The sequence below is a fragment of the Sphingomonas sp. AC449 genome (assembly GCF_979253475.1).
Map to the genome: position 1 here is coordinate 1 of NZ_CEEDCZ010000019.1, position 23,492 is coordinate 23,492.

The window sequence follows — 23,492 nt, forward strand, 5'->3', positions numbered from 1 at the left end:
CATGGCCAGTTCCCCCGCCCCGCCCCCCGGCACCGCCGCCGGCAAGATCCCCGCCGCGCCGCCTGCCGCGTATCCCGGCACGACGCCGCGCCTGCCCTTTTCGGCGCGGCCGTTCTTCGAGAACAAGGCGCGCGCGTTCTGGACGCTGCAGGCGGTCGGGTGGAGCGGCTATCTGATGCTGCGCGGCGTGTCGTCGGTCTCGAACGGGCTCACGCTCACCTCGATCATCCCCGTCATCATCGAGGCGATCGTCGGCTATTGCATCACGCTGCTGCTCTCGACGATGTACGGCTATTATCGCCGCATCCCGCGCCTCATCGGGCTGTTCCTGACGATCGCGACGCTGGCGGCCGCGACCTTCCTCTACGCGGTGCTCGACGCCTTTTCCTTCTCGTTCATCCAGACCGCGACCCCCGGGATCACGATCACGCGGATGCTCGGCTTCGTGTTCCTCAACTTCGTCACGCTGGCGGGCTGGTCGGCCTTGTATTTCGGGATCAACTTCTACCTGATCGTCGAGCAGCAGATCGACCAGATGGAGCATCTCGAGAACCAGGCGTCGTCGGCGCAGCTCGCGATGCTGCGCTATCAGCTCAATCCGCATTTCCTGTTCAACACGCTCAACTCGATCTCGACGCTGGTGCTGCTCAAACAGACCGAGCGCGCGAACGCGATGCTGTCGCGGCTGTCGTCGTTCCTGCGCTATACGCTGGCGAACGAGCCGACCGCGCACGTCACCGTCGCGCAGGAGGTCGACCAGCTGAAGCTGTATCTGGAGATCGAGAAGATGCGCTTCGAGGACCGGATGCGCCCCAAGTTCGACATCGATCCGCGCGCCGAACGTGCGCGGCTGCCGTCGCTGCTGCTCCAGCCGCTGGTCGAGAACGCGATCAAATATGCGGTCACGCCGCAGGAAGAGGGCGCGGAAATCTGTGTTACCGTGCGGCTGGCCGGGGAACGGGTGCAGATCGCCGTATCCGATACCGGACCGGGCTTGATCGATGGCCGGATCAGTCCAAGCCTTTCCACCGGCGTGGGGCTCGCTAATATTAGAGACAGGTTGGTGCAGGCATATGGGCCCGACCATCGTTTCGAAACCCGCTCCACGCCCGCTGGGGGCTTCTCGGTCGAGATCGAGATTCCCTATCAGCTTGAAGACGTGAACAGAGAGGCCGCATGACCATCCGTACCATTCTCGTCGACGACGAGCCGTTGGCGATCCAGGGGCTCGAACTGCGCCTCCAGGCGCATGAAGACGTCGAGATCATCGAAAAATGCTCGAACGGCCGCGAGGCGATTCGTGCGATCAAGACGCACAAGCCCGATCTCGTCTTCCTCGATATCCAGATGCCGGGCTTTGACGGCTTCTCCGTCGTGCAGGGGTTGATGGAGGTCGAGCCGCCTTTGTTCGTCTTCGTCACCGCCTATTCCGACCACGCACTGCGCGCGTTCGAGGCGCAGGCGGTCGACTATCTGATGAAGCCCGTCGAGGAATCGCGGCTCGCCGACACGATCGAGCGCGTCCGCCAGCGCCTGTCGGAAAAGCGCGGCGTCGAGGAAGTCGACCGGTTGCGCGAAGTGCTCGCCGACGTCGCCCCTGATGCGGCGGCCGACATGCCCGACGGCGACGCGGTCTCTGCCAACCGCTTCGAAAAGCTCATCAACATCAAGGATCGCGGCCAGATCTTCCGCGTCGACGTCGACACGATCGAGCGGATCGACGCGGCGGGCGATTACATGTGCATCTACACCGGCGACAACACGCTGATCCTGCGCGAGACGATGAAGGACCTCGAAAAGCGCCTCGACCCACGCCGCTTCCAGCGCGTCCACCGCTCGACGATCGTCAACCTCGACCTCGTCAAGCAGGTCAAGCCGCATACCAACGGCGAATGCTTCCTCGTGCTGAACTCGGGCGCGAGCGTAAAGGTCTCGCGCTCCTACCGCGACGTCGTGGCACGCTTCGTCCACTGATCCATCCCCCTGCCGTCATCCTGACGAAAGTCAGGACCCAGACCCGCAAGCGCCCCCGCCCGCAACCCTGGATCCTGACCTCCGTCAGGATGACGACAAGGGTCGGGCGGCCGCCATGGGCCAGCAACCAAGCGGCCGCGCTGCGCATCCAAACCCCGCAACCCGACCAGCAAAACCCCCGTCATCCTGACGAAAGTCAGTACCCAGAGCCCCAACCGCCACCGCCCGCAACTCTGGATCCTGACCTCCGTCAGGATGACGGCAAACGTGGGGCGGCGGCCGTGGGCGAAAACAACCGGGCTGACCGGGTATGAGCCCGCCCCCTCACCCCGCCCCCTCGTAAAACCGTGCTGCATCTGCTAACGCCCGCGGCCATGCTGAACCTGAACAATATCACGGTGCGCCTTGGCGGACGCGTTATCCTCGATGGCGCCAGTGCCGCATTGCCGCCGGGCAGCCGAGTCGGGCTGATCGGGCGCAACGGCGCGGGCAAGTCGACGATGGTGCGCGTGATCGCAGGCCAGCTCGAACCGGATGACGGCTCCGCGGACATGCCCAAGGGCGCGCGCATCGGCTATCTCGCGCAGGAAGCGCCGCACGGTGTGAAGACCCCGTTCGAGACCGTGCTCGAGGCCGATCTCGAACGCGCCGCGCTGATGCTCGAGAGCGAGACGAGCGAAGATCCCGATCGCCTCGGCGACGTGTACGAGCGGCTGATCGCGATCGACGCGTACACCGCGCCCGCGCGCGCCGCGCAGATCCTGCTCGGCCTCGGCTTTGACGAGGAGATGCAGGCCCGCACGCTCGACAGCTTCTCAGGTGGCTGGAAGATGCGCGTCGCGCTCGCCGCGCTGCTGTTCTCGCAGCCCGACCTGCTGCTGCTCGACGAGCCATCGAACCATCTCGATCTCGAAGCGGTGATGTGGCTCGAGGACTTCCTCAAGAGCTACAAGGCGACGATCGTCGTCGTCAGCCACGAGCGCGATTTCCTCAACAACGTCGTCGATCACATCCTGCATCTGCAGGGCGGCAAGATCACGCTCTACCCCGGCGGCTATGACGCGTTCGAGCGCCAGCGCGCCGAGCGTCTCGCGCAGATCGAGGCGGCACGCGCCAATCAGGCGGTGCAGCGCGAGAAGCTGCAGGAATATATCGCCAAGAACAGCGCGCGCGCCTCGACCGCCAAGCAGGCCCAGTCGCGCCAGAAGATGCTCTCGAAGATGCAGCCGATCGCCGAGAGCTACAATGATCCCACGCTCTCGTTCGGCTTCCCCAACCCGACCGAGCTGCGTCCGCCGCTCATCACGCTCGACATGGCGACGGTCGGCTATGCCGACGTGCCGATCCTCAAGCGGCTCAACATGCGGCTCGATCCCGACGACCGCGTCGCGCTGCTCGGGCGCAACGGCAACGGCAAGACGACGCTCGCGCGGCTGCTCGCGGCACAGCTGACGCCGATGGACGGCGAGATGGCGTCGTCGGGCAAGATGAAGGTCGGCTATTTCACGCAGTATCAGGTCGAGGAGCTCGACCCGACCGACACGCCAATCGAGCATATGTCGCATCTGATGAAGGGCGCGACGCCCGCCGCGGTGCGCGGCCAGCTCGGCCGGTTCGGCTTTTCGGGCGACAAGGCGACGACCAAGGTCGGCAAGCTGTCGGGTGGCGAACGCGCGCGCCTCGCGCTCGCGCTCATCACGCGCGACGCACCGCATCTGCTCATCCTCGACGAGCCGACCAACCATCTCGACGTCGATGCGCGCGAGGCGCTCGTCCAGGCGCTCAACGCCTATACCGGCGCCGTCGTGCTCGTCAGCCATGACCGCCACATGCTCGAGCTGACCGCCGACCGCCTCGTGCTGGTCGACGACGGCACCGCGAAGGAATTCGACGGCAGCCTCGACGATTACATCGCGTTCGTGCTCAAGGGCGACGCGGGCAAGGGCGATGCCGCGTCGAAGGCCGACAAGAAGGCGGGCAAGAAGGCCGCCGCGGACGCGAAGAGCAACGACGCCGCGCTGCGCAAGGCGCTCCGCGAGGTCGAGGAACAGACCGCCAAGTTCACCAAGGAACGCAACGCGATCGACCGCGCGATGATCGACCCGGCCAATGCCGAGCCGCGCTTCTCGCGGATGTCGATGGGCGACCTCAGCAAGCGCCGCGCCGAAGTGAACGCCAAGCTCGAGGAAAGCGAGGCCAAGTGGCTCGAGGCCAGCGAAGCGCTCGAATCGATCGCCGCCTGACCTTGGGGGGGGCGCCCCGTCCCGTCACGCCCCCCCGTCATCCTGACGAAAGTCAGGATCCAGAGCCACGAACGTCCCGCTGAGTTATCCTGGATCCTGACTTTCGTCAGGATGACGGACGTGAACGAAAGCCCCGCCACAAACGAAAAAGGCCGGCCCGCTCACCCGAGCGGACCGGCCTCCCCTTAGCCCTGTCGAACGATCAGAACCGCGTGCGCAGCGTCAGGCCGTAGGTCCGCGGCTCGGCGAGGTACGAGGTGAAGATCTGGTTCCCCACGCCGCCGAACGCCTTGACCTGGTCGAGGTTGCCCGCACCCTGGAACGGCGCGTTGAACCCGACCTGCTGGTAATCGGTGTCGAGCAGGTTCTGCGCCCAGAGCTCGATCGCCCATTTCTGCGCGGGCCCGCGGATGCCGACGCGTGCGTTCATCAGGAAGAAGCCGTCCTGCGTCTTCTCGGTGAACAGGTCCGACCCGGTGTTGTAGTCGCTCGTCATGCGGCCATCGAGATAGAACAGCCCGGTGATCCCCGACGAACCCAGATCGGGCGTCCAGGTCGTCGATGCCGTCACCGTGTGCTTCGGCGCGTTCGAGACGTTGTTGCCCGACAGCAGGAACAGCGCGGGGTCGAGCGCCTCGCCCGTCTCCGATCCGACCAGGTTGTTTTTGAACTTGGTGTCGACGAACGTGTAGCCGAGGCTGACCGCGACGTTGCGGACCGGGAACAGCCCCGCCTCGAGCTCGAAGCCCTGCGACTGCACGCCGTATTTCACGTCGCCGGTGCACGCGCCCGTCGCAGCACTCGCATCGCGATCCGCACCGTTCAGGCTGGTGTCGCACGAGCTGATGTTCTGGACGATGAAGTTGGTGCCGTTGAACGTGTTCAGCTGGAAGTTCTTGAACTCCTGGCGGAAGCCCGCGACGTTGAACGTGAAGTCGCTCGACGTGAACTTCAGCCCGACTTCGTACGCGTTGACCGTCTCGGGATCGAACCGCAGCCGGCTCGCGCTGGCATTGGTCGGCGCCGCGAAGACGTTCGCGGTCAGATCCGACCGGTCGAGGTTATAGCCACCCGCCTTGTAGCCGCGCGAATAGGACGCATAGAGCAGCGTGTCGGTGCGTGGCTTGTACGACACGATACCCGTGCCGCTGAACTCGCCTTCCTTGAACCCGTCGTTGAGGTCGAGTGCGTTCAGCGCCGAGGTCGAGTTCCCCGTGCAGGTCAGCGTGACGATCCCGCCGACGATCTGGTTGAGCTGCGCACGCTGCGCCGCGGTCAGGCCGGGCGCGCCCGCGATCCCGGCGAACACCTGGCTGCCGGTTGCCTGCTGCGCGGGGCAGAGCGTGTTGTTGTTGTTGAAGTCGGCGTGGAAATCCTTCTGCTCGTGCGTGTAGCGAAGACCGCCCGTGATCGACAGCTTGTCGGTCACCTTGAAGATGTTGTGCGTGAAGAACGCGTAGTTCTTGCTGTCCTGGTAATAGGTCGAACGCTGATCGCCCAGGTTGTTGAGCGCGCTCAGCCGGTCGATCATGCCGAGGATCGGCTGCGCGAGCTGGCCGAAATTCGCGCCGAACGCCTGCCGCCCGGTCGCCCCGCCGAACGCCGCGACGGGCGTCGTGCCGAGGCAGCCCGGCGCGTTGGGGTTGCGCAGCGCCGCGATCGGGCTGACCGTCGCGACGATCCGGCACGCCGCGAACGCGCCGTACTGCGTCCCGAACTTCAGATTGTCCGCGACGACCAGGTCTTCCTTCGAGAAATAGCCGCCGATCAGCCAGTCGAGCTTGTCGTTGAACAGCGACCCGTTCAGCCGGACTTCCTGGCTGAAGGTGTGGAACTGGCGATAGCTGTTGCCGTCGTCCGCGCGGTAACCGATGTCGAGATTGCCGTAATCGATGTCCGCCGCGCCGCCCGACTTGTACTCGCGGTACGCGGTGATCGACGTCAGCTGCGCGAAGCCCAGATTGGCGTCGATCTGCCCCGAGCCGCCATAATCCTTGGTGATGTTCGAATAGGCGCGGCCCAGCGTGTTGGCGATGCGGCGGTTATACGGGTCGCCCTGGCTCGGGAACACCGCGCCCATGCTCTGCATGACCTGCTGGATGCGGTTGCCCGCGGGGTTGATCGCGAAGTCGCCGGGGACGCCGGGCGTCGGGTCGATCTTCTCGCGCGTGTCGATATAGACCGCACCGCAGCACTTCTCGTCGCGCCGCGTATAGTCGCCGATCAGGCGGACCGACACGTCGCTGCTCGGCTCGAACAGCAGCTGCCCGCGCACGAAATAGCGGTTGCGGTCGTTGTAATCGGTCTTGTTGATGACGTCGTAATAATAGCCGTCGCGCTTGCCGAACACGCCGTCGAGGCGGAACGCCAGCTTGTCCTTGATGATCGGCCCGGTCAGCCCGCCCGCGATGCGGATATTGTTGTAATTGCCGTAGGTCGCATCGGCATAGCCGCCGAACTGGTACGACGGCAGCTTGGTCAGGATGTTGATCGTGCCCGCCGACGCGTTGCGCCCGGCGAGCGTCCCCTGCGGCCCGCGCAGCACTTCGATCCGGTCGACTTCGCCGAGATCGTTGAGCCCCGACCCCGTGCGGCTGCGATAGACGCCGTCGATGAACACCGCGACCGAGCTTTCGAGACCGGGATTGTCACCGACCGTGCCGATGCCGCGGATACGCGCCGAGGCGTTCGCTTCCGAGCCGGTCGACGAGATCAGCAGCGACGGCGCGAGCTGCGTCATCTGGCGGATGTCGGTCGCGCCCGAATTCTGCAGCGCGGCCTGGCCGACGGCGGACACCGCGATCGGCACGTTCGACAGCCGCTCGGAGCGGCGGGTGGCGGTGATGACGATGTCACCTGCGTTGACCGGCTGCGGCGTGTCGTTGACCGCGACCGGCGGCTGCTGCGCGTCGACCGATCCCGCCGCCGTACCCGAGGCGTTTGAGGGTACGGTCTGCGCCTCGGGCTGCGTCGTCGGGACGTCCTGCGCATAGGCGGGCGCGGCGAGCGCGACGGTAGCAGCGGCAGACAACAGATACGCGGTCATACGCATGGGCATCTCTCCTGGCGGCTTCGAATTAGTTCGAATATCCGGTTTGGTCAGGAGGTAAGGAGAAACCTGCGTCAACGTCCATCAATTTCCGTATGCGGCAAACGCTTTCCGGCAATTGTGTCGCAGATGCGCAACACCGGGCCCCGACGGGACCCGGCGCGACACGCGCTTGACGCTACGGCTGGCTGGCGGAGGCGGGTCTGGCGCAACGCACGGACCCGACGACCCCGAAATTATTTACAGGAAGTTTTTACAAGCCGCCCCCGGCCGGCACGAGCCTTGGCCGGGGGTGCTGCGTGCATCGCTTACTTGGGCGCGAGCACCATCAGCATCTGACGGCCTTCCATGCGCGGGTATGCCTCGATCTTGGCGATCTCCGCGACGTCGTCCTGCACGCGCTTCAACAGGTTCATGCCCAGCTGGCCGTGGCTCAGCTCGCGGCCACGGAAGCGCAGCGTGATCTTGACCTTGTCGCCCTCGCCGATGAAGTCGTTCACCTTCTTCATCTTCGTGTCGTAATCATGGTCGTCGATGTTCGGACGCATCTTGATCTCCTTGATCTCCTGCGTCTTCTGCGACTTGCGTGCGAGGTTCGCCTTCTTCTGCGCCTCGTACTTGAACTTGCCCACGTCGAGGAACTTGGCGACGGGCGGATCGGCGTTGGGCGAAACCTCAACCAGGTCGAGGCCGAGCTCGGCCGCCTGCTCCATCGCTTCGCGCGTGAACATCACGCCCAGATTCTCGCCCTCGTGATCGATCACGCGGACCTTCTGGCTCTGGATGAATTCGTTGAATCGCGGGCCGTTCATCGCGGGAGTCTGCATGGGCCGGCGCATCGTGGGAGGACGTATGGGGGTTGCTCCTGTTGTTTCTGACGCAGTATTTGGGCCGACTCATAGCGTAAAATCGCTTGCGCGGATAGCCGGCCCGTTACGACATCACATATCGGGTGCGCGCGCCTCGACCGCAAGGCGTGCCACCGCCTCGTCGAGCGACAGCATCTCCTGCCCCTGGCTGCCGAGCCGCCGGATCGCGACCGTCGCCTCGTCCGCCTCGCGCTTGCCGACCACGAACAGCACCGGCACCTTGGCCAGCGAATGCTCGCGCACCTTGTAGTTGATCTTCTCGTTGCGCAGGTCGGTCTCGACGCGGATCCCCGCCTTGCGCAGCGCGGCGACCACACTGTGCGCATACTCGTCCGCATCCGACACGATCGTCGCGACCACCACCTGCACCGGCGCCAGCCAGAGCGGGAAGCGCCCGGCATGATGCTCGATCAGGATGCCGATGAACCGCTCGAACGTGCCCAGAATCGCGCGGTGGAGCATCACCGGCCGGTGCCGCTCGCCATCCGCGCCCACGTACGACGCATCGAGTCGCTCGGGCAGCACGCGGTCCGACTGGATCGTGCCGACCTGCCACGTCCGCCCGATCGCATCGGTCAGGTGGAATTCGAGCTTCGGCGCATAGAACGCCCCCTCGCCTGGCAGCTCCTCGAAATTCGCCTTGATCGTGTCGGACAGCGTCGACTGCATCACCGCCTCGCGCAGTTCGGCCTCGGCCTTGTCCCACATCGCGTCGTCGCCGAACCGCTTCTCGGGGCGCAGCGCGAGCTTCACCGCATAATCCTCGAAGCCCAGATGCTTGTACACGCTGTCGAGCAGCTCGCAGAATTTGCGCACCTCCTCGACCAGCTGGTCTTCGCGGACGAAGATATGCGCGTCGTCCTGCGTGAACTGCCGCACGCGCATGATCCCGTGCAGCGCGCCGTGCGGCTCGTTGCGGTGGCAGCAGCCGAACTCGGCCATCCGGATCGGCAGGTCGCGATACGACTTGATCCCCTGCTTGAAGATCAGCACGTGCGCCGGGCAGTTCATCGGCTTGAGCGCCATCAGGTCGCCCTCGCCCGACAGCACCGCGCCCTCGTCTTCCACATTGGGGATCTCGTCGGGCACCACGAACATGTTCTCGCGATACTTGCCCCAGTGCCCCGACTGTTCCCACTGCTTGGCGTCCATCAGCTGCGGCGTCTTCACCTCGGCATAATCCGCCGCATCGAGCCGCCGGCGCATATACGCCTCGAGCTGGCGCCACAGCACGAAGCCGTTGGGATGCCAGAACACCGACCCCTGCGCCTCGCTCTGGAGGTGGAACAGGTCCATCTCCTGCCCGATTTTCCGATGATCGCGCTTGGCGGCCTCCTCCAGCCGGAACAGGTGCTGGTCGAGCTGCTTCTTGTTGAGCCAGCCGGTGCCGTAGATGCGGCTCAGCATCGCGTTCTTCTGGTCGCCGCGCCAATAGGCTCCGCTCACGCGCGTCAGCTTGAACGCGGCGGGATCGAGCTTGCCGGTCGAGACCATGTGCGGCCCGCGGCACATGTCGAGCCACTCGCCCTGGCGATAGATCGTCAGCTCCTCGCCCTCGGGGAGTTCGGCGGCCCATTCGGCCTTGAACGTCTCGCCCTGCTCGGTCCAGCGGTCGATCAGCTGCTGGCGCGACCACACCTCGCGCAGGAACGGCTCGTTCCGCGCGATGATCGCCCGCATCTCCGCCTCGATCGCGGGCAGGTCCTCGTCGGTGAACGGCCGGTCCTTCGGCGCGAAGTCGTAATAGAAGCCGTCATCGGTCGCCGGCCCGAAGGTGATCTGCGTGCCGGGGAACAGATGCTGTACCGCTTCGGCCATCACATGCGCCAGGTCATGCCGCACCAGCTCGAGCGCATCCGCCTCGTCGCGCGCGGTGACGAGCGCCAGCTGCGTATCCCCCTCGAACGGCCGGCTCAGATCGCGCACCTGCCCGTCGATCCGCGCAGCAAGCGCCGCCTTGGCGAGCCCCGGCCCGATCGCCGCGGCGACATCCGCGGGCGTAGTCCCGGGCGCAACCTCGCGGACGGAGCCGTCGGGAAGCGTAATGCGGAACATGGCAGACATGAGGAACTTTCTCGTGATGGAAGAACGGCGCTTATGCCGTCGCGGTGCCGATATAGGCAACCCGCCACGCACCGACACCCCTTCCGTCATCCCGACGAAAGTCAGGATCCAGAGCCAAGCAGCACCACCCCCGCAACCCTGGATCCTGGGTCAAGCCCAGGATGACGAGAAGGGAGCGCCGCCATCCCCCCCCCCCGTCATCCTGACGAAAGTCAGGATCCAGAGCCAAGCAGCACCCCCCATAACCCTGGATCCTGGGTCAAGCCCAGGATGACGAGAAGCGAGAGCCGCCATCCCCACCCCCCGTCATCCTGACGAAAGTCAGGATCCAGAGCCAAGCAGCACCCCGCCCCGTAACCCCGGGATGACGGCAACGAACAGCCCCCCTCAAGCCACCCCAAACGGCACCACATGGTTCGCCTGCGTGTGCCCCACCTCGGCCCGCCCCAGATACGGCACCCCCATATCCCGCGCCCACCGCACCATCATGTAATCCAGCGTCTCCCCCCAAGCCGGCTCGTTCGCCTGCACCGCGGTCACCGCCCCGAGCCGCAAGCCGGCAATCCCCTTCAGCTGCGTCGCATTGGCCACCTTGAACAGCATCCGGTCGATCGCATACATCGGCTCCGACACCTCCTCGACGATCAGCACGTGGTCGGTCAGGTCGGGCAGCCACGGCGTCCCGATCAGCGAGGTCAGGATCGACAGGTTGAACGCCGCCGAGGGCTGCCCCCCGAGCCCCGGCTCGAGTCCGCTGCGATCCCCCCGCGCCATCCACCCGAGCGACCGCGCGACCGTCGCCTCGCCGTCATGCCGGTTGATGTCGCTCACCATCGGCCCATGCGCCACCCGCCCGATCCGCCGCGCATAGAGCGCCCCCAGCAGGAACCCGACATCCGAATAGCCGAGATAAATCTTGTGCCGCGCCCCGCGCCCCAGCTCGGGCATCACCATCTGCAGGATCCGGTTCGCGCCATAGCCCCCGCGCAGGAACCAGATCGCGTCGAACGCCGGATCGTTCGCATATTCCAGAAACGCCGCCGCGCGCGCGAAATCCGACCCCGCGAAATGCCCGTCGGTCGCGGTGCATTGCGGATGGAACACCAGCTCGACCTCGGGAAACGCGCGCGCCACATAGGCGGTCATCACGGGGATCGCCGAAGGGTTGGTCCGGCTCGACGCGGCGAGAACACCGATGCGCATGGTTCGTCCTGTCTTGCCCCGTTACGCAACCGCCGATAGCGCGGTCGCATGGATATCACCAACCCCTCCGACCAGCCCGCCACCGACCAGCCCGCCTATTTCTTCGTCGGCATCGGCGGGTCTGGCATGATGCCGCTCGCGATGATCCTCGCGGGCCGCGGCGCGACCGTCGCGGGGTCGGACCGCAATCTCGACCAGGGCCGCGTCCCCGCCAAGTTCGCCGATCTCGCCGCCAAGGGCGTCGCGCTCTTCCCGCAGGACGGCAGCGGCATCGTCTCGCCCGACCAGATCGTGATCGCGTCTGCCGCGATCGAGCCGACCGTCCCCGACATGATCGCCGCCGACGCGCAGGGCTGCACGCGCTCGACCCGCGCGGCGATGCTCGCCTCGCTGTTCAACGACAGCCGCCTCCCGATCGGCGTCGCCGGCACCAGCGGCAAGTCGACCGTCACCGGCATGATCGGCTGGATCCTCCACACCACCGGCCGCGACCCGACCGTGATGAACGGCGCGGTGATGAAGAACTTCGCAGGGCCCGACGCCCCCTTCGCCAGCGCGCTGGTCGGCGAAGGCGACGCGTTCGTCAGCGAAGTCGACGAAAGCGACGGCTCGATCGCGCAGTACGCGCCGAAGATCGCGGTGCTCAACAATGTCAGCCTCGACCACAAGTCGCTCGACGAACTCCGCGCGCTCTTCGGTGCCTTCATCGCCAAGGCCGAGACCACGGTCGTCAACGCCAACGACCCCGACGCCGCCGCGCTCGCGTCGCGCCTCCCCCGCGGCCAGGTCACGACCTTCGCGATCGACGCCTCCGCCGACCTCCGCGCCGAAAACCTCAAGCCCGAACCCTTCGCGATAGCCTTCGACCTCGTCTCCCGCGGCGTCCGCACGCGCGTGACGCTCGCCGTCCCCGGCCGTCACAACGTCTCGAACGCGCTCGCCGCGATCGGCGCGGCGATGGCCGCCGACGTGTCGCTCCCCGACGCGGTCAAAGCGCTCGCGAGCTTCACCGGCCTGCGCCGCCGCTTCGACCTGGTGGGAGAGGCGAACGGCGTCGCGGTGATCGACGATTTCGGCCACAACCCCGACAAGATCGCCGCCACGCTCGACACGCTCCACGCGTTTCCCGGCCGCCTGCTGATCCTCTTCCAGCCGCACGGCTATGGCCCCTTGAAGGTCATGGGGACCGAACTCGTCGCCACCTTCGTCGAGCGGATGGCGCCCGAAGACCTGCTCGTCCTCCCCGACCCGGCCTATTATGGCGGCACCGTCACCCGCGAGGTCACCAGCGCCGACATCGTCGCCCGGATCGCCGCGCAAGACCGCGACGCCCGCCACAACGCCGACCGCGCCGACGCTGCCGCGCTGCTGGTGGCCGAGGCGCGCCCCGGCGACCGCATCGTCGTGATGGGCGCGCGCGACGACACGCTCGGGCTGCTCGCGGCGACCATGGTCGAATCCCTCGCCGGCTGATAGGATAGCCGCACCAGCCCGTCCGGAGACCCGCCGATGTTCCGCCGCCTCTTCCTCGACCATCCCGCCACCGTCGGCGAAAGCTATGCCGAGCATTTCGGCGTCGCGGGCCGGTTCGGCGTGGCGATGATCGCCGGCGGCCTCGGCGCGCTCGTCCACGCGGTCGTCCCGGCGCTCTGCAAGACCCGCGGCAGCGACACGGTCCGCGAACTCCACCGCCAGATGGTCGCCAAACGCGGCGCGGTGGCGGCCGACCAGACGCAGATGAAGACGGTCGAATTCATCATCTGACCCCGCGCCCCCCCGCGAAAGCGGGCGCCCAGGACGACGGCGGTAAGCGCCGCCCCCCCCCACCCGTCATCCTGACGAAAGTCAGGACCCAGAGCCCAACAGCGCTGCGCCCCGTAACCCTGGATCCTGGGTCAAGCCCAGGATGACGGCGGTGAGACACCAGCGCCCCTTGTAAAGCCCCCTTGACTCCCACACGCGCAAATGACAAGCTCCCTTTACCAATCAGCAAGGGAGCTTTCCATGTCACGCAGTCGCGCCATCCGCCGCTACAACAGCACCGTCATCATCCTCTGCCTGCTCTACGCCGCGTTCCTGATGACCGCGATCTACGCGTTCAACCACCAGCTCGTCAGCGGCCCGCTCGCGGTCGTCGTCGCGATCCTTCCCGCGCTGCCGATCATCGGCGTGTTCGCGGCGATGGGGCGGTATCTGGTCGAGGAGACCGACGAATATATCCGCATGCTCACCGCGCGACAGAGCTTCTACGCGACCGGCTTCGCGCTCAGCGTGGCCACGATCTGGGGCTTTCTCGAATCGTTCGAGATCGTCGGCCATGTCGAATCCTTCTACATCGCGGTGCTGTGGTTCGGCGGGCTCGGCGTCGGCAGCGGCATCAACACGCTGACGATGCGCCGCGCCGCATGAAGAACCGCCTCAAAGTCCTGCGCGCCGAACGCGACTGGAGCCAAAGCGACCTCGCCGACCGCCTCGACGTCTCGCGCCAGAGCGTCAACGCGATCGAGACCGGCCGCTACGACCCCTCGCTCCCGCTCGCCTTCCGCATCGCCGAGCTGTTCGGCCTCGCGATCGAGGACATCTTCACCAGCCCGTCGGCCCCCTCTTGACCTAGCCCCGCCCGCCCGGTCTGGCTAAAGCCGTGGCATGACCGACACGCCCGCCCCAACGCCCGCTCCCGCTCCTGTCCCCGCTCCCGCCAAGGAACGCCCCCGCCTCGCCTATCACCACAGCGAGGGCACCGGCCCGACGATCGTCTTCCTCTCGGGCTATGGCTCGGACATGGCGGGCACCAAGGCGGTCACGCTCGAAGCCTGGGCGAAATCGCAGGGCCGCGCGTTCCTCCGCTTCGATTATGGCGGCTGCGGCCAGAGCGAGGGCGCGTTCGAGGACCAGACGCTGGTCGACTGGCGCGACGACGTGATCGCGATGCTCGAGGCGCTCGGCAACGGCCCCGCGGTGCTCGTCGGCTCGTCGCTCGGCGGCTGGCTGATGCTGCTGGTGGCCAGGCTGCGCCCCGATCTGGTCGCCGCACTCGTCGGCATCGCCCCCGCGCCCGACTTCACCGACTGGGGCTTCACGCCCGAGGAAAAGCTGACCTTGCTCAGCGCGGGCCGGCTCGAGCGCCCCAACAGCTACGGCCCCCAGCCCACCGTCTATACGCGCGCCTTCTGGTCGTCGGGCGAGGCGAACCGGCTGATGTTCGGCTGGATCGAGGTCACCTGCCCCGTCCGCCTCCTCCAGGGCCAGCGCGACACGGAGGTGCCGTGGCTGCGCACCACCCGCCTCGCCGATCTGCTTCGTTCAGCCGATGTGCAGACGCTGCTCGTCAAGGACGGCGACCACCGCCTGTCACGCGATTCCGATATCGCGCTGATCATCCGCGCGGTCGAGGATGTGATCGCCCCGCTATGATGTTGATGCTGCTTGCTCCCGCGCTGATCGCTCCCGCCCTGCTGCCCGCCGCGTCGCCCGCGCAGGCGACCAGCGCGTCCGCCCGCCCCCCGGCAAGGACCGCGCCGGCCCAGGCCAAGCCGGCCAAGCCTTCGGGTCCGGTCGACAATCGCGAGGCGCGGTTTTCACGCTGCGTCACGATGATCGCGATCGATCCGGCGGCGGCGCGCGCGGAGGCGGGTCGCTGGCGGATCGCGGGCGGCGGGTACGTCGCACGGCAATGCGCGGGCCTCGCCCTCGCCGCGGAGAAGAACTGGGGCTCGGCCGCGGACGAATTCGAGAGCGCCGCGCGCGAGGCGCAGCTCGCCAAGGACGACCGCGCCGCGAACTACTGGGCGCAGGGCGGCAATGCCTGGCTGGCGGCGGGCGACCCCGCCAAGGCACGGCTCGCGCTCGATTCGGCGCTGACCGCAGGAACGCTCGAGGGGCTGCAGCTCGGCGAGGCGCGGCTCGACCATGCGCGTGCGCTGGTGGCCGCGGGCGATCTCGACGCCGCGCGCACCGACATCGACCTCGCGCTGACGACCGCGGGCGACGATCCGCTCGCGTGGCTGCTGTCGGCGACGCTGTCGCGGCGGATGGGCAATCTGCCGCGCGCGAAGGGCGACATCGCCGAGGCGCTCAAGCGCTCCGCCGACGACGCCTCGGTCCAGCTCGAGGCGGGCAACATCGCCGCGGCGGGCGGTGACGAGGACCGCGCCCGCGCCGCCTGGGCCGAAGCCGCACGCCTCGCCCCCGACACCCCCACCGCGCGCAACGCGGTCGCCGCGCTCCGCCAGTTCGACCCGCCCAAACCCTGACCGGCGCGACAGGCGGGCCCGTACCCCCAAGGTCATTCCCGCGAAGGCGGGAACCCAGACTGGCGACCCTCACGATTCTATCATGAACGGTGCGACTATGGATCCCCGCCGTCGCGATGATGACGGGCAGGGATGACGTGTCGCCCCCTCTGGAACCGCACCCGGACGCCGCCTATCTACCGGCGGTCCAACGGAAAAGGCCGTCCATGAAATATCTCCACACGATGATCCGGGTCACCGATCCGGCCAAGACGATCGCGTTCTTCGAGCTGCTCGGGCTCAAAGAAGCGCGCCGCATGGAAAACGAGAAGGGCCGCTTCACGCTCATCTTCCTCTCCGCGCCCGGCGACGAGTCCGCCGAGGTCGAGCTGACGCACAACTGGGATCCGGAAGAGTATGGCGAAGGCCGCAATTTCGGCCATCTCGCCTACCGCGTCGACAATATCTACGACACGTGCCAGCGGCTCATGGACGCGGGCGTGACGATCAACCGCCCGCCGCGCGACGGCCACATGGCGTTCGTCCGCACCCCCGACAACATCTCGATCGAGCTGCTCCAGGACGGTCATCTCGACCCCGCCGAGCCCTGGGCGTCGATGCCCAACACCGGCCACTGGTAGGGGCCACTGGTAGGCGCGGACCGGGAGCCGCCGCGGCTCGCGCCGGCGGCTCCCCCCGCTAGACCCCGCCCGCTAGACTTTCGTTGCCATCGCGTCGGTACAGGTCGTGACGTGGAACACCCCGGTCTCGTCCGCCAGCGCGAGCTGGAGCGTCAGGTCGGTACGGCCCATCCGGATGTCCTCCGCGAGGATCTCGCGCACCGAGACCAGCGCCTGGCGGATCGCCGCGGTCCGGTCGGGCAGTTCGAGCCCCTCGGGGTCCTCGATCACCGCGTCTCCGATGGAGAGATGGAAGTGAAACCACGGCATTGACGATGTCCTGATCGGCGGGGTCCCGATCGGCGAGGGCGCGAGCGCCTGCGGTCCGATTGATCGCCCTACGTAGTTTCCCTTATATACGACGTCGCGAAATGCGCCTTTCCTGCGTTGTGGACTACGCCTCCTTGGCGCGGTGGTTCCATACGGGGGTTTTCCTAACCTATGTATAAGCCAGCCCGTGCCTCCTGTGATAGAGTTTTAGAAATGGGGTTCGTCTAGACATGGTCGAGGCGACTGAGAGTTTCGATGTGCTCCCGCCTCGATGCGGAGTTCATGTGGAAAGATCCACCGTTGTTACCGATCATCTGATCGCCAAGCTGTCCACGCGCGTCGCGCTGACGGACGGCGACCGTGCGACCGTCGCCGACCTGCCGTTCAAGCTGCGGACGATCGCGCAGTCGACCTATATGGTGCGCGAGGGGCAGCGGCCGCAGCGCTGCGCGTTCGTCATCGAGGGGTTCGCCTATCGCCAGAAGCTCACCCCCAATGGCGAGCGCGAGATCGTCTCGATCCTGATGCCCGGCGACTTCATCGACCTGCAGAACCTGTTCCTCGAGGAATCGGATCACGACGTCCAGGCGCTGACGCGGATCACCGTCGCCGAGATCGCGATCCCCGCGCTGCGCGAGGCGGTCGCGCAATGTCCGCGGATCGCAAGCGCGCTGTGGACCGAAGTGCTGATCGAGGCGTCGATCCACCGCGAGTGGCTGCTCAACATCGGTCGCCGCAACGCCAAGATGCGGCTCGCGCACCTGCTCTGCGAATATGCCGCACGGCTGCGCGCCTCGTCGATGATGACCGAGGACGACGGCTACGAACTGCCGATGACGCAGGAGCAGATCGGCGATGCGCTCGGGCTCACCCCGGTCCATGTCAACCGCGTGCTCAAGTCGCTCGAGACCGAGGGGCTGATCACCCGCCAGAAGCGCCAGATCGGCGTCGCGGACTGGCACGCGCTGCGCGACGCCGCCGAATTCAACGAACGCTATCTCCACCTCGACCAGTTCCGCCGCTGAAGCGCGCGGCCAGGCCAAGGCCCCCACCGCGAGGCCGGCCAGCCCCCCTGCGCTTGACATTTTGGTCCTTATCGACCATCTGCACCGGATCGAGGCGTAATGCAGCGTGATTGGACCTTTACGGTCTAAGCTCCGCCTCGGTCGTTTCCAACGGGCTTCCCTTTTCACGCGGGGTGTCAAAACACCACCGCCCCTCGTGCGTCCGCTTCGTGGATTCGCGAGCCCGGCATATTTGAGAGACTCTACATGTCATTTGCAAACCTCGGCCTTGCCGAGCCGCTCGTCCGTGCGCTCGAAGCCAAGGGCTATACCGAGCCGACGCCGATCCAGGCACAGTCGATCCCGATCCTGCTCGAGGGCGGCGATCTGCTCGGCATCGCGCAGACCGGCACCGGCAAGACCGCCGCGTTCGTGCTCCCCTCGATCCAGCGGCTGACCGAAAACCAGAAGCGCGTCCTGCCGACGCATTGCCGCATGCTCGTGCTCGCGCCGACGCGCGAACTCGCCAGCCAGATCGCCGACAGCGCACGCGCCTACGGCCAGTTCAGCAAGATGTCGGTGACCACCGTGTTCGGCGGCACCAGCATCAACAAGAACCGCCAGGACCTCAGCCGCGGCGTCGACATCCTCGTCGCGACGCCGGGCCGCCTGATCGACCTGATCGAGCAGGGCTTCTGCAACCTGTCGATGATCGAGATCCTCGTGCTCGACGAAGCCGACCAGATGATGGACCTGGGCTTCATCCACGCGCTCAAGAAGATCGTCCGCATGCTCCCGAAGAAGCGCCAGACGCTCTTCTTCTCGGCGACGATGCCGGCCGCGATCCGCGACCTCGCCTCGCAGTTCCTGCTCGACCCGAAGACGGTGTCGGTCAAGCCCGCCGCGACGACCGCGGAGCGCGTCGACCAGTATGTCACCTTCTGCAACCAGTCGGAAAAGCAGGCTTTGCTGACGATCACGCTGGGCGATCCGGCGATCGACCGCGCGCTCGTCTTCACGCGCACCAAGCACGGCGCCGACCGCGTCGTGAAGCTGCTCGCGGGCAACGGCATCGCCTCGAACGCGATCCACGGCAACAAGAGCCAGGGCCAGCGTGAGCGCGCACTCGGCGAGTTCAAGCAGGGCAAGGTCAAGGTCCTGATCGCGACCGACATCGCCGCGCGCGGCATCGACGTCTCGGGCGTCAGCCACGTCATCAACTTCGAGCTGCCCAACGTCGCCGAGCAGTATGTCCACCGCATCGGCCGTACCGCGCGTGCGGGCGCCAGCGGCATCGCCGTCGCGTTCTGCGCGGATGACGAGAAGGCCTATCTGCGCGACATCGAGCGGATCACGCGCCAGAAGGTGACGGTCCGCGCGCTGCCGGACGATTTCGTCAACCTGTCGAACCAGATCAAGCAGACTCGCGTCAAGACGATGGGCGCCGATCCCGAGGTCCGGATCGACCGTCCGCGCGATCCGGCGCGTCCGCGCGCGACGCATGCACCGCGCGCGACGGGCAGCACCGGCCGCAACTATGCGGGTGCGAGCCGTGGCGGTCAGGGCGGTGGCCAGGGCGGCGGCGGCGGTCGTCCGCAGGGCGGCGGTCGTCCCGGTGGCCAGGGCGGTGGTCGCCCGGCCGGTGGCGGCGGCGGCCGTGGCGGTCGCGGCGCCGGTCCGAGCGCCGCACGCTAACGGACCATATCCTCCCCTCGCGGGTTTGCTGTATGCAGGGTCGCGAGGAGAAGGATCATGGACGTTTCCACTACCCCCGTCGCCGAGCGCATCGCACGCGTGCTCGCCGGCCAGCGGATCAGCGCGAATGCGGGCGGCGACGCCGAATCCGCATCGCGACTGATCGACGATGCCTGGGCCGACTATCTACCCGACGCGCTCGCAGTCCTGCGCACGCTGCGCGAACCCGACAAGGCCATGGCCGCCGCGGGCGACCCCGCGGTCTGGGAGGCGATGATCCTCGCGGGCATCAAGAACGCCAAACCCCAAACCGTCATCCTCTGACGCCACCCGGTTACACGGGGGCGGCCCCATCCCCACCCCCGTCATCCTGACGAAAGTCAGGACCCAGAGCCGAGAACGGCACCGCCCATAACCCTGGATCCTGGGTCAAGCCCAGGATGACGGAAGCGGGGCGAGCACCACGCATCGAGGCGAAGGTGAAGCCACCCCCCCCGTCATCCTGACGAAAGTCAGGACCCAGAGCCACGAACGACACCGCCCATAACCCTGGATCCCGGGTCAAGCCCAGTATGACGGAAAGCGGGGCGAGCACCACGCATCGAGGCGAAGGTGAAGCCACCCCCCCGTCATCCTGACGAAAGTCAGGATCCAGAGCCAAAAACGACACCGCCCGTAACCCTGGATCCTGGGTCAAGCCCAGGATGACGGAAGAAGGGCGATCGCCGCGCATCAGGGCCAAGGTGAAGCCACCCGCCCCACCCCCGTCATCCTGACGAAAGTCAGGATCCAGAGCCACGAACGACACCGCCCGTAACCCTGGATCCTGGGTCAAGCCTAGGATAACGAAAGAAGCCCCCCGCCGCCTACAGCACGAACCGGCTGAGATCCGTATTCCGCGCAATCTCCTTCAGCTGACTATCCACATACGCCCCGTCGATCACCACGCTGGACCCGCCGCGATCCTCGGCATTGTAGCTGACCTCCTCGAGCAGCTTCTCCATCACCGTCTGCAACCGCCGCGCGCCGATATTCTCGACCTCGGCGTTCACCTCGGCCGCAATCCGCGCGATCGCGGCGATGCCGTCCTCGGTAAAGCTGATCTCGACGCCTTCGGTCGCGATCAGCGCCTTGTACTGCAGCGGCAGCGACGCCTTGGTATCCGACAGGATCGCGACGAAATCCCCCTCGGTCAGCCCCTTCAGCTCGACGCGGATCGGCAACCGCCCCTGCAGCTCGGGCAGCAGATCGCTCGGCTTCGCCACATGAAAAGCCCCGCTCGCGATGAACAGGATATGGTCCGTCTTCATCGGCCCGTATTTGGTCGCAACCGTCGTCCCCTCGATCAGCGGCAACAGGTCGCGCTGCACGCCCTCGCGGCTCACCGACCCGCCGCGCCCGTCCGACACGGCGATCTTGTCGATCTCGTCGAGGAACACGATCCCGTTCGCCTCGGCATCCGCCAGCGCGACGCGGCTCACCTCGTCCTGGTCGAGCCGCTTGTCCGCCTCTTCCTCGACCAGCTTGTCCCACGCCGCGGTCACCGTCAGCTTGCGGCGCTTCAGCTGCTGCCCGCCGCCCAGCGACTTCATCATCTCGCCGATGTTGATCATCTGCGGCGCACCGCCGGGGATCTCGAACGGCGTCGTCGGCGTCTGCTCGACCTCGATCTCGACCTCGGCCGCGTTCAGATGCCCGTCGAGGAACCGCTGCTTGAAGCTCTCGCGCGTCGCGGTGCTCGAATCCTTGCCGACCAGCGCGTCGAGCAGCCGGCCCATCGCCGCCTCCTCCGCCTTGTCCTTCACCGCGATCCGCCGGCGTTCCTTCTCCAGCCGGATCGCCTCCTCGACCAGGTCGCGCGCGATCTGCTCGACGTCGCGCCCGACATAGCCGACCTCGGTGAACTTGGTCGCCTCGACCTTGACGAACGGCGCGTCGGCGAGCTTGGCGAGGCGCCGGCTGATCTCGGTCTTGCCGCACCCGGTCGGCCCGATCATCAGGATGTTCTTCGGCGTCACCTCGTCGCGCAGATCCTCGTCGAGCTGCTGGCGCCGCCACCGGTTGCGCATCGCGACCGCGACCGCGCGCTTGGCGGCGGCCTGGCCGATGATATGGGCGTCGAGCGCGGCGACGATCTGCTTCGGCGACAGGGCGGCCTTGGGGGTAAGCTGGTCGTTCATGATTACTCTTCTTCGCCCCGCCCCTTCAGGGGAGGGGTTGGGGGTGGGGACTATCCGCAGGGTGCGCGCCTGGTGAAGCGCCCCACCCCAACCCCTCCCCTGAAGAGGAGGGGCTTCCGGGCGTCAGCTGGTCGAGTCCATCGACTCCACCGTCAGCCGGTCATTGGTATAGACGCAGAGCTCGCCCGCGATTGCCATCGCCTTGCGGCACAGCACCTCCGCATCGCTCTCATACTCGACCAGCGCGCGCGCCGCGGCGAGCGCGTAATTGCCCCCCGACCCGATCGCCGCGACGCCGTTCTCGGGCTCGAGCACGTCGCCATTGCCCGTCAGGATCAGCGTCACGTCCTTGTCCGCGACGATCATCATCGCCTCGAGGTTGCGCAGGAACTTGTCGGTCCGCCAGTCCTTGGCAAGCTCGACCGCGGCCCGGAGCAACTGCCCCTGATGCTGCTCCAGCTTGCGTTCGAGCCGTTCGAACAGCGTGAAGGCATCCGCGGTCGCGCCGGCGAACCCGCCGATCACCGACCCGTCGCCGAGCCGCCGCACTTTCCGCGCATTGGGTTTCATGACGGTCTGGCCCATCGAGACCTGGCCGTCGCCGATCACGACGACCTTGCCGCCGCGCCGGACCGAAAGGATGGTGGTGCCGTGCCAGACGGGCATGGCGTGGGGATCATGTGCACTCATGCCAGCGATGTAGGGTGCGCTTTCGACCACGCAACGGTTCGCTGCACCGACCCTGTCGCCCTCCCGCTCGACTTCCCTGTCAGCGTCCCGGTTACCTTCCCCCTTCCCGTCATCCTGACGAAAGTCAGGATCCAGAGCCGCAAACCCCACGCTTAGTGCCCGCCCGCAAGCGCCGCTCACCGCCGCTTCCCCCATTCACGCGCCGCGGTGTACCCCAGATACCCCGTCCCGAAGAGCGCATAGAGCGGCTCGGGTATCGCGTTCAGATACGCCGACATTCCGCGCGCGATCGCCTGCGCCGCCCCCGGCCGCACCGCCGCAAGCAGCCCCACCGGGATCGCCCCCAGCAGCAACGCGTACATGACATACAGGAACCCCGGCCGCGCCCGCGTCACCCACGGATCGGCGGGCAGCGCCGCCCCCTCCTCAACGCCTCTCGTCATGACACCCCCTTGGAAAGATGGCGCTTTCCGCCTCACGCCCGGTTGGCGAGCCAGCCATAAAGAAACGCCTCGTTCGCCGGCCGCCGCTCCGCCAGCGCGACATAGCGTTCGCCCTGCAACGCCTCGATCGCCTTGAGCAGCACCGCCTCGCCCCCCGCGCCGCGTCGCTTGAGGAACCCCGCCAGCGCAGCCAGCGTCCCCGGTCCGATCCGGCCATCGACGACGAGATCGGGATAATCGCTCGCCCCGCGATTGAGCGCGTTAAGCGCGCGCTGCAGGAACCCGCTCGCGACCGCCGGCCCCATATTCACCCCGGTGTCGAACAATTCGCCCGCAATATCCGGCGCGAGTTTGCCAACCCCCTCATATCCGGGGTCAATCCAGTAAGCCTGCCGATAGATCGCGACCGCCGCCGCCCGCGGAAAGACCCGCATGTCCCCCGCAAAGCCATGCGCCCGCGCCACCGCCTGCGTGATCCCGAACCGCGTCGCCCCCCCGCGATCCGCCGGATGATCGCCATACCCCCCCTCACGATCGATCACGTCGTCGATCCGCTCGCCGATCTCCATCCCAAATTCCCCCGACTCGCCCATCCCCTTATAACCATATAGGTTAGCGAAAAGCAAGATCAGAGCCGTCAATGGTAAAAGACAAACACCCCCCACCCCCCCGTCATCCTGACGAAAGTCAGGATCCAGAGCCAAGCAGCGCCACCCCCCGCAACCCTGGATCCCGGGTCAAGCCCAGGATGACGCAGCAGGAAACACGCCCTACCAACCACCCCGTCATCCTGACGAAAGTCAGGATCCAGAGCCAAGCAGCGCCACCCCCCGCAACCCTGGATCCTGGGTCAAGCCCAGGATGACGAAGTAGAAACCGCAGCCCCCCCCCACCAC

The 23,492-nt window shown here is 66.8% G+C and carries 21 protein-coding genes and 1 pseudogene; 13 read left to right on the top strand and 9 right to left on the bottom strand.

Annotated features, from left to right (window positions below):
• The first annotated feature begins 1 nt into the window (after position 1).
• From AC0CH3_RS17345 to AC0CH3_RS17355, 3 genes are all read left to right on the top strand, one after another.
• Positions 2-1,180, top strand: coding sequence for a sensor histidine kinase (locus AC0CH3_RS17345; protein WP_354303744.1), 1,179 nt, complete (start codon positions 2-4; stop codon positions 1,178-1,180).
• Positions 1,177-1,974 carry a LytR/AlgR family response regulator transcription factor gene (locus tag AC0CH3_RS17350; RefSeq protein WP_031393111.1) on the top strand — a complete coding sequence of 266 codons (798 nt, stop codon included), beginning with the start codon at positions 1,177-1,179 and terminating at the stop codon, positions 1,972-1,974. The genes AC0CH3_RS17345 and AC0CH3_RS17350 overlap by 4 nt, the downstream gene beginning before the upstream one ends.
• A gap of 374 nt (positions 1,975-2,348) precedes the next feature.
• Entirely contained in the window at positions 2,349-4,217 is a 1,869-nt protein-coding gene (locus AC0CH3_RS17355; RefSeq protein ID WP_465238104.1) for an ABC-F family ATP-binding cassette domain-containing protein, read from the top strand.
• A gap of 202 nt (positions 4,218-4,419) precedes the next feature.
• Here AC0CH3_RS17355 and AC0CH3_RS17360 read toward each other — a convergent pair whose 3' ends face one another.
• The 4 genes from AC0CH3_RS17360 to AC0CH3_RS17375 form a co-directional block, all read right to left on the bottom strand.
• Positions 4,420-7,269 carry a TonB-dependent receptor gene (locus AC0CH3_RS17360; RefSeq protein ID WP_354303740.1) on the bottom strand — a complete coding sequence of 950 codons (2,850 nt, stop codon included), beginning with the start codon at positions 7,267-7,269 and terminating at the stop codon, positions 4,420-4,422.
• Positions 7,270-7,574: 305 nt separating this feature from the next.
• The gene (gene infC / locus AC0CH3_RS17365) at positions 7,575-8,105 is read right to left on the bottom strand and encodes a translation initiation factor IF-3 (protein ID WP_056017057.1); all 531 of its coding nucleotides are present in this window, start codon (positions 8,103-8,105) and stop codon (positions 7,575-7,577) included.
• A gap of 102 nt (positions 8,106-8,207) precedes the next feature.
• Positions 8,208-10,199: a threonine--tRNA ligase gene (gene thrS, locus AC0CH3_RS17370; protein ID WP_354303738.1), complete on the bottom strand. Its 1,992-nt coding sequence runs from the start codon at positions 10,197-10,199 to the stop codon at positions 8,208-8,210.
• Between the two features lie 387 nt (positions 10,200-10,586).
• Positions 10,587-11,402 carry an LD-carboxypeptidase gene (locus AC0CH3_RS17375; protein WP_354303736.1) on the bottom strand — a complete coding sequence of 272 codons (816 nt, stop codon included), beginning with the start codon at positions 11,400-11,402 and terminating at the stop codon, positions 10,587-10,589.
• Positions 11,403-11,450: 48 nt separating this feature from the next.
• Between AC0CH3_RS17375 and AC0CH3_RS17380 the strand changes: the two genes are divergently transcribed.
• From AC0CH3_RS17380 to AC0CH3_RS17410, 7 genes are all read left to right on the top strand, one after another.
• Positions 11,451-12,875 (top strand): UDP-N-acetylmuramate--L-alanine ligase, encoded by a 1,425-nt coding sequence (locus tag AC0CH3_RS17380; protein ID WP_354303734.1) that lies wholly within the window; start codon positions 11,451-11,453, stop codon positions 12,873-12,875.
• Positions 12,876-12,911: 36 nt separating this feature from the next.
• Positions 12,912-13,166 (top strand): DUF6356 family protein, encoded by a 255-nt coding sequence (locus AC0CH3_RS17385; RefSeq protein ID WP_056017068.1) that lies wholly within the window; start codon positions 12,912-12,914, stop codon positions 13,164-13,166.
• A gap of 240 nt (positions 13,167-13,406) precedes the next feature.
• The gene (locus AC0CH3_RS17390) at positions 13,407-13,811 is read left to right on the top strand and encodes a hypothetical protein (RefSeq protein ID WP_354303733.1); all 405 of its coding nucleotides are present in this window, start codon (positions 13,407-13,409) and stop codon (positions 13,809-13,811) included.
• The gene (locus tag AC0CH3_RS17395; protein ID WP_056017075.1) at positions 13,808-14,011 is read left to right on the top strand and encodes a helix-turn-helix transcriptional regulator; all 204 of its coding nucleotides are present in this window, start codon (positions 13,808-13,810) and stop codon (positions 14,009-14,011) included. Before AC0CH3_RS17390 ends, AC0CH3_RS17395 begins: the two co-directional genes overlap by 4 nt.
• Before the next feature lie 37 nt (positions 14,012-14,048).
• Positions 14,049-14,816 carry an alpha/beta fold hydrolase gene (locus AC0CH3_RS17400; protein WP_354303731.1) on the top strand — a complete coding sequence of 256 codons (768 nt, stop codon included), beginning with the start codon at positions 14,049-14,051 and terminating at the stop codon, positions 14,814-14,816.
• Entirely contained in the window at positions 14,813-15,655 is an 843-nt protein-coding gene (locus tag AC0CH3_RS17405; protein WP_465238105.1) for a tetratricopeptide repeat protein, read from the top strand. Before AC0CH3_RS17400 ends, AC0CH3_RS17405 begins: the two co-directional genes overlap by 4 nt.
• 206 nt (positions 15,656-15,861) lie before the next feature.
• Positions 15,862-16,275, top strand: a complete 414-nt coding sequence (locus tag AC0CH3_RS17410; RefSeq protein WP_056017081.1) for a VOC family protein — start codon at positions 15,862-15,864, stop codon at positions 16,273-16,275.
• A 72-nt stretch (positions 16,276-16,347) separates the two neighbouring features.
• On the opposite strand, the gene AC0CH3_RS17415 is transcribed toward AC0CH3_RS17410, so the two are convergent.
• On the bottom strand, positions 16,348-16,584 hold the full coding sequence (locus tag AC0CH3_RS17415; protein WP_056017084.1) for a DUF6894 family protein: 237 nt from the start codon (positions 16,582-16,584) through the stop codon (positions 16,348-16,350).
• A gap of 284 nt (positions 16,585-16,868) precedes the next feature.
• Here AC0CH3_RS17415 and AC0CH3_RS17420 point away from each other — a divergent pair, with 284 nt between their 5' ends.
• The 3 genes from AC0CH3_RS17420 (at position 16,869) to AC0CH3_RS17430 (ending at position 19,607) form a co-directional block, all read left to right on the top strand.
• Entirely contained in the window at positions 16,869-17,609 is a 741-nt protein-coding gene (locus AC0CH3_RS17420) for a Crp/Fnr family transcriptional regulator (protein ID WP_465238106.1), read from the top strand.
• Between the two features lie 246 nt (positions 17,610-17,855).
• Positions 17,856-19,283 (top strand): DEAD/DEAH box helicase, encoded by a 1,428-nt coding sequence (locus AC0CH3_RS17425; protein ID WP_333995054.1) that lies wholly within the window; start codon positions 17,856-17,858, stop codon positions 19,281-19,283.
• Positions 19,284-19,340: 57 nt separating this feature from the next.
• Complete coding sequence (locus AC0CH3_RS17430) at positions 19,341-19,607, top strand: hypothetical protein (protein WP_056017092.1); 267 nt, start codon at positions 19,341-19,343, stop codon at positions 19,605-19,607.
• Between the two features lie 542 nt (positions 19,608-20,149).
• Here AC0CH3_RS17430 and hslU read toward each other — a convergent pair.
• The 4 genes and pseudogenes from hslU to AC0CH3_RS17450 all read right to left on the bottom strand — a co-directional run bounded on the left by hslU (position 20,150) and on the right by AC0CH3_RS17450 (position 23,165).
• Positions 20,150-21,463, bottom strand: coding sequence for an ATP-dependent protease ATPase subunit HslU (gene hslU / locus AC0CH3_RS17435; RefSeq protein ID WP_465238107.1), 1,314 nt, complete (start codon positions 21,461-21,463; stop codon positions 20,150-20,152).
• 123 nt (positions 21,464-21,586) lie between these two features.
• Positions 21,587-22,129, bottom strand: a complete 543-nt coding sequence (gene hslV / locus AC0CH3_RS17440) for an ATP-dependent protease subunit HslV (RefSeq protein ID WP_333995057.1) — start codon at positions 22,127-22,129, stop codon at positions 21,587-21,589.
• Between the two features lie 200 nt (positions 22,130-22,329).
• Positions 22,330-22,557: pseudogene (locus tag AC0CH3_RS17445) on the bottom strand (3TM-type holin); the annotation flags it as partial.
• A 71-nt stretch (positions 22,558-22,628) separates the two neighbouring features.
• On the bottom strand, positions 22,629-23,165 hold the full coding sequence (locus AC0CH3_RS17450; RefSeq protein ID WP_354303721.1) for a glycoside hydrolase family 108 protein: 537 nt from the start codon (positions 23,163-23,165) through the stop codon (positions 22,629-22,631).
• Positions 23,166-23,492: the final 327 nt, after the last annotated feature.

Bases quoted from the DNA above. Each gene is read 5' to 3' on its own strand.
- AC0CH3_RS17345 (WP_354303744.1), top strand. From the start codon at position 2: ATGGCCAGTTCCCCCGCCCCGCCCCCCGGCACCGCCGCCGGCAAGATC.
- AC0CH3_RS17350 (WP_031393111.1), top strand. From the start codon at position 1,177: ATGACCATCCGTACCATTCTCGTCGACGACGAGCCGTTGGCGATCCAG.
- AC0CH3_RS17355 (WP_465238104.1), top strand. From the start codon at position 2,349: ATGCTGAACCTGAACAATATCACGGTGCGCCTTGGCGGACGCGTTATC.
- AC0CH3_RS17360 (WP_354303740.1), bottom strand. From the start codon at position 7,269: ATGCGTATGACCGCGTATCTGTTGTCTGCCGCTGCTACCGTCGCGCTC.
- infC (WP_056017057.1), bottom strand. From the start codon at position 8,105: ATGCGCCGGCCCATGCAGACTCCCGCGATGAACGGCCCGCGATTCAAC.
- thrS (WP_354303738.1), bottom strand. From the start codon at position 10,199: ATGTCTGCCATGTTCCGCATTACGCTTCCCGACGGCTCCGTCCGCGAG.
- AC0CH3_RS17375 (WP_354303736.1), bottom strand. From the start codon at position 11,402: ATGCGCATCGGTGTTCTCGCCGCGTCGAGCCGGACCAACCCTTCGGCG.
- AC0CH3_RS17380 (WP_354303734.1), top strand. From the start codon at position 11,451: ATGGATATCACCAACCCCTCCGACCAGCCCGCCACCGACCAGCCCGCC.
- AC0CH3_RS17385 (WP_056017068.1), top strand. From the start codon at position 12,912: ATGTTCCGCCGCCTCTTCCTCGACCATCCCGCCACCGTCGGCGAAAGC.
- AC0CH3_RS17390 (WP_354303733.1), top strand. From the start codon at position 13,407: ATGTCACGCAGTCGCGCCATCCGCCGCTACAACAGCACCGTCATCATC.
- AC0CH3_RS17395 (WP_056017075.1), top strand. From the start codon at position 13,808: ATGAAGAACCGCCTCAAAGTCCTGCGCGCCGAACGCGACTGGAGCCAA.
- AC0CH3_RS17400 (WP_354303731.1), top strand. From the start codon at position 14,049: ATGACCGACACGCCCGCCCCAACGCCCGCTCCCGCTCCTGTCCCCGCT.
- AC0CH3_RS17405 (WP_465238105.1), top strand. From the start codon at position 14,813: ATGATGTTGATGCTGCTTGCTCCCGCGCTGATCGCTCCCGCCCTGCTG.
- AC0CH3_RS17410 (WP_056017081.1), top strand. From the start codon at position 15,862: ATGAAATATCTCCACACGATGATCCGGGTCACCGATCCGGCCAAGACG.
- AC0CH3_RS17415 (WP_056017084.1), bottom strand. From the start codon at position 16,584: ATGCCGTGGTTTCACTTCCATCTCTCCATCGGAGACGCGGTGATCGAG.
- AC0CH3_RS17425 (WP_333995054.1), top strand. From the start codon at position 17,856: ATGTCATTTGCAAACCTCGGCCTTGCCGAGCCGCTCGTCCGTGCGCTC.
- AC0CH3_RS17430 (WP_056017092.1), top strand. From the start codon at position 19,341: ATGGACGTTTCCACTACCCCCGTCGCCGAGCGCATCGCACGCGTGCTC.
- hslU (WP_465238107.1), bottom strand. From the start codon at position 21,463: ATGAACGACCAGCTTACCCCCAAGGCCGCCCTGTCGCCGAAGCAGATC.
- hslV (WP_333995057.1), bottom strand. From the start codon at position 22,129: ATGCCCGTCTGGCACGGCACCACCATCCTTTCGGTCCGGCGCGGCGGC.
- AC0CH3_RS17450 (WP_354303721.1), bottom strand. From the start codon at position 23,165: ATGGAGATCGGCGAGCGGATCGACGACGTGATCGATCGTGAGGGGGGG.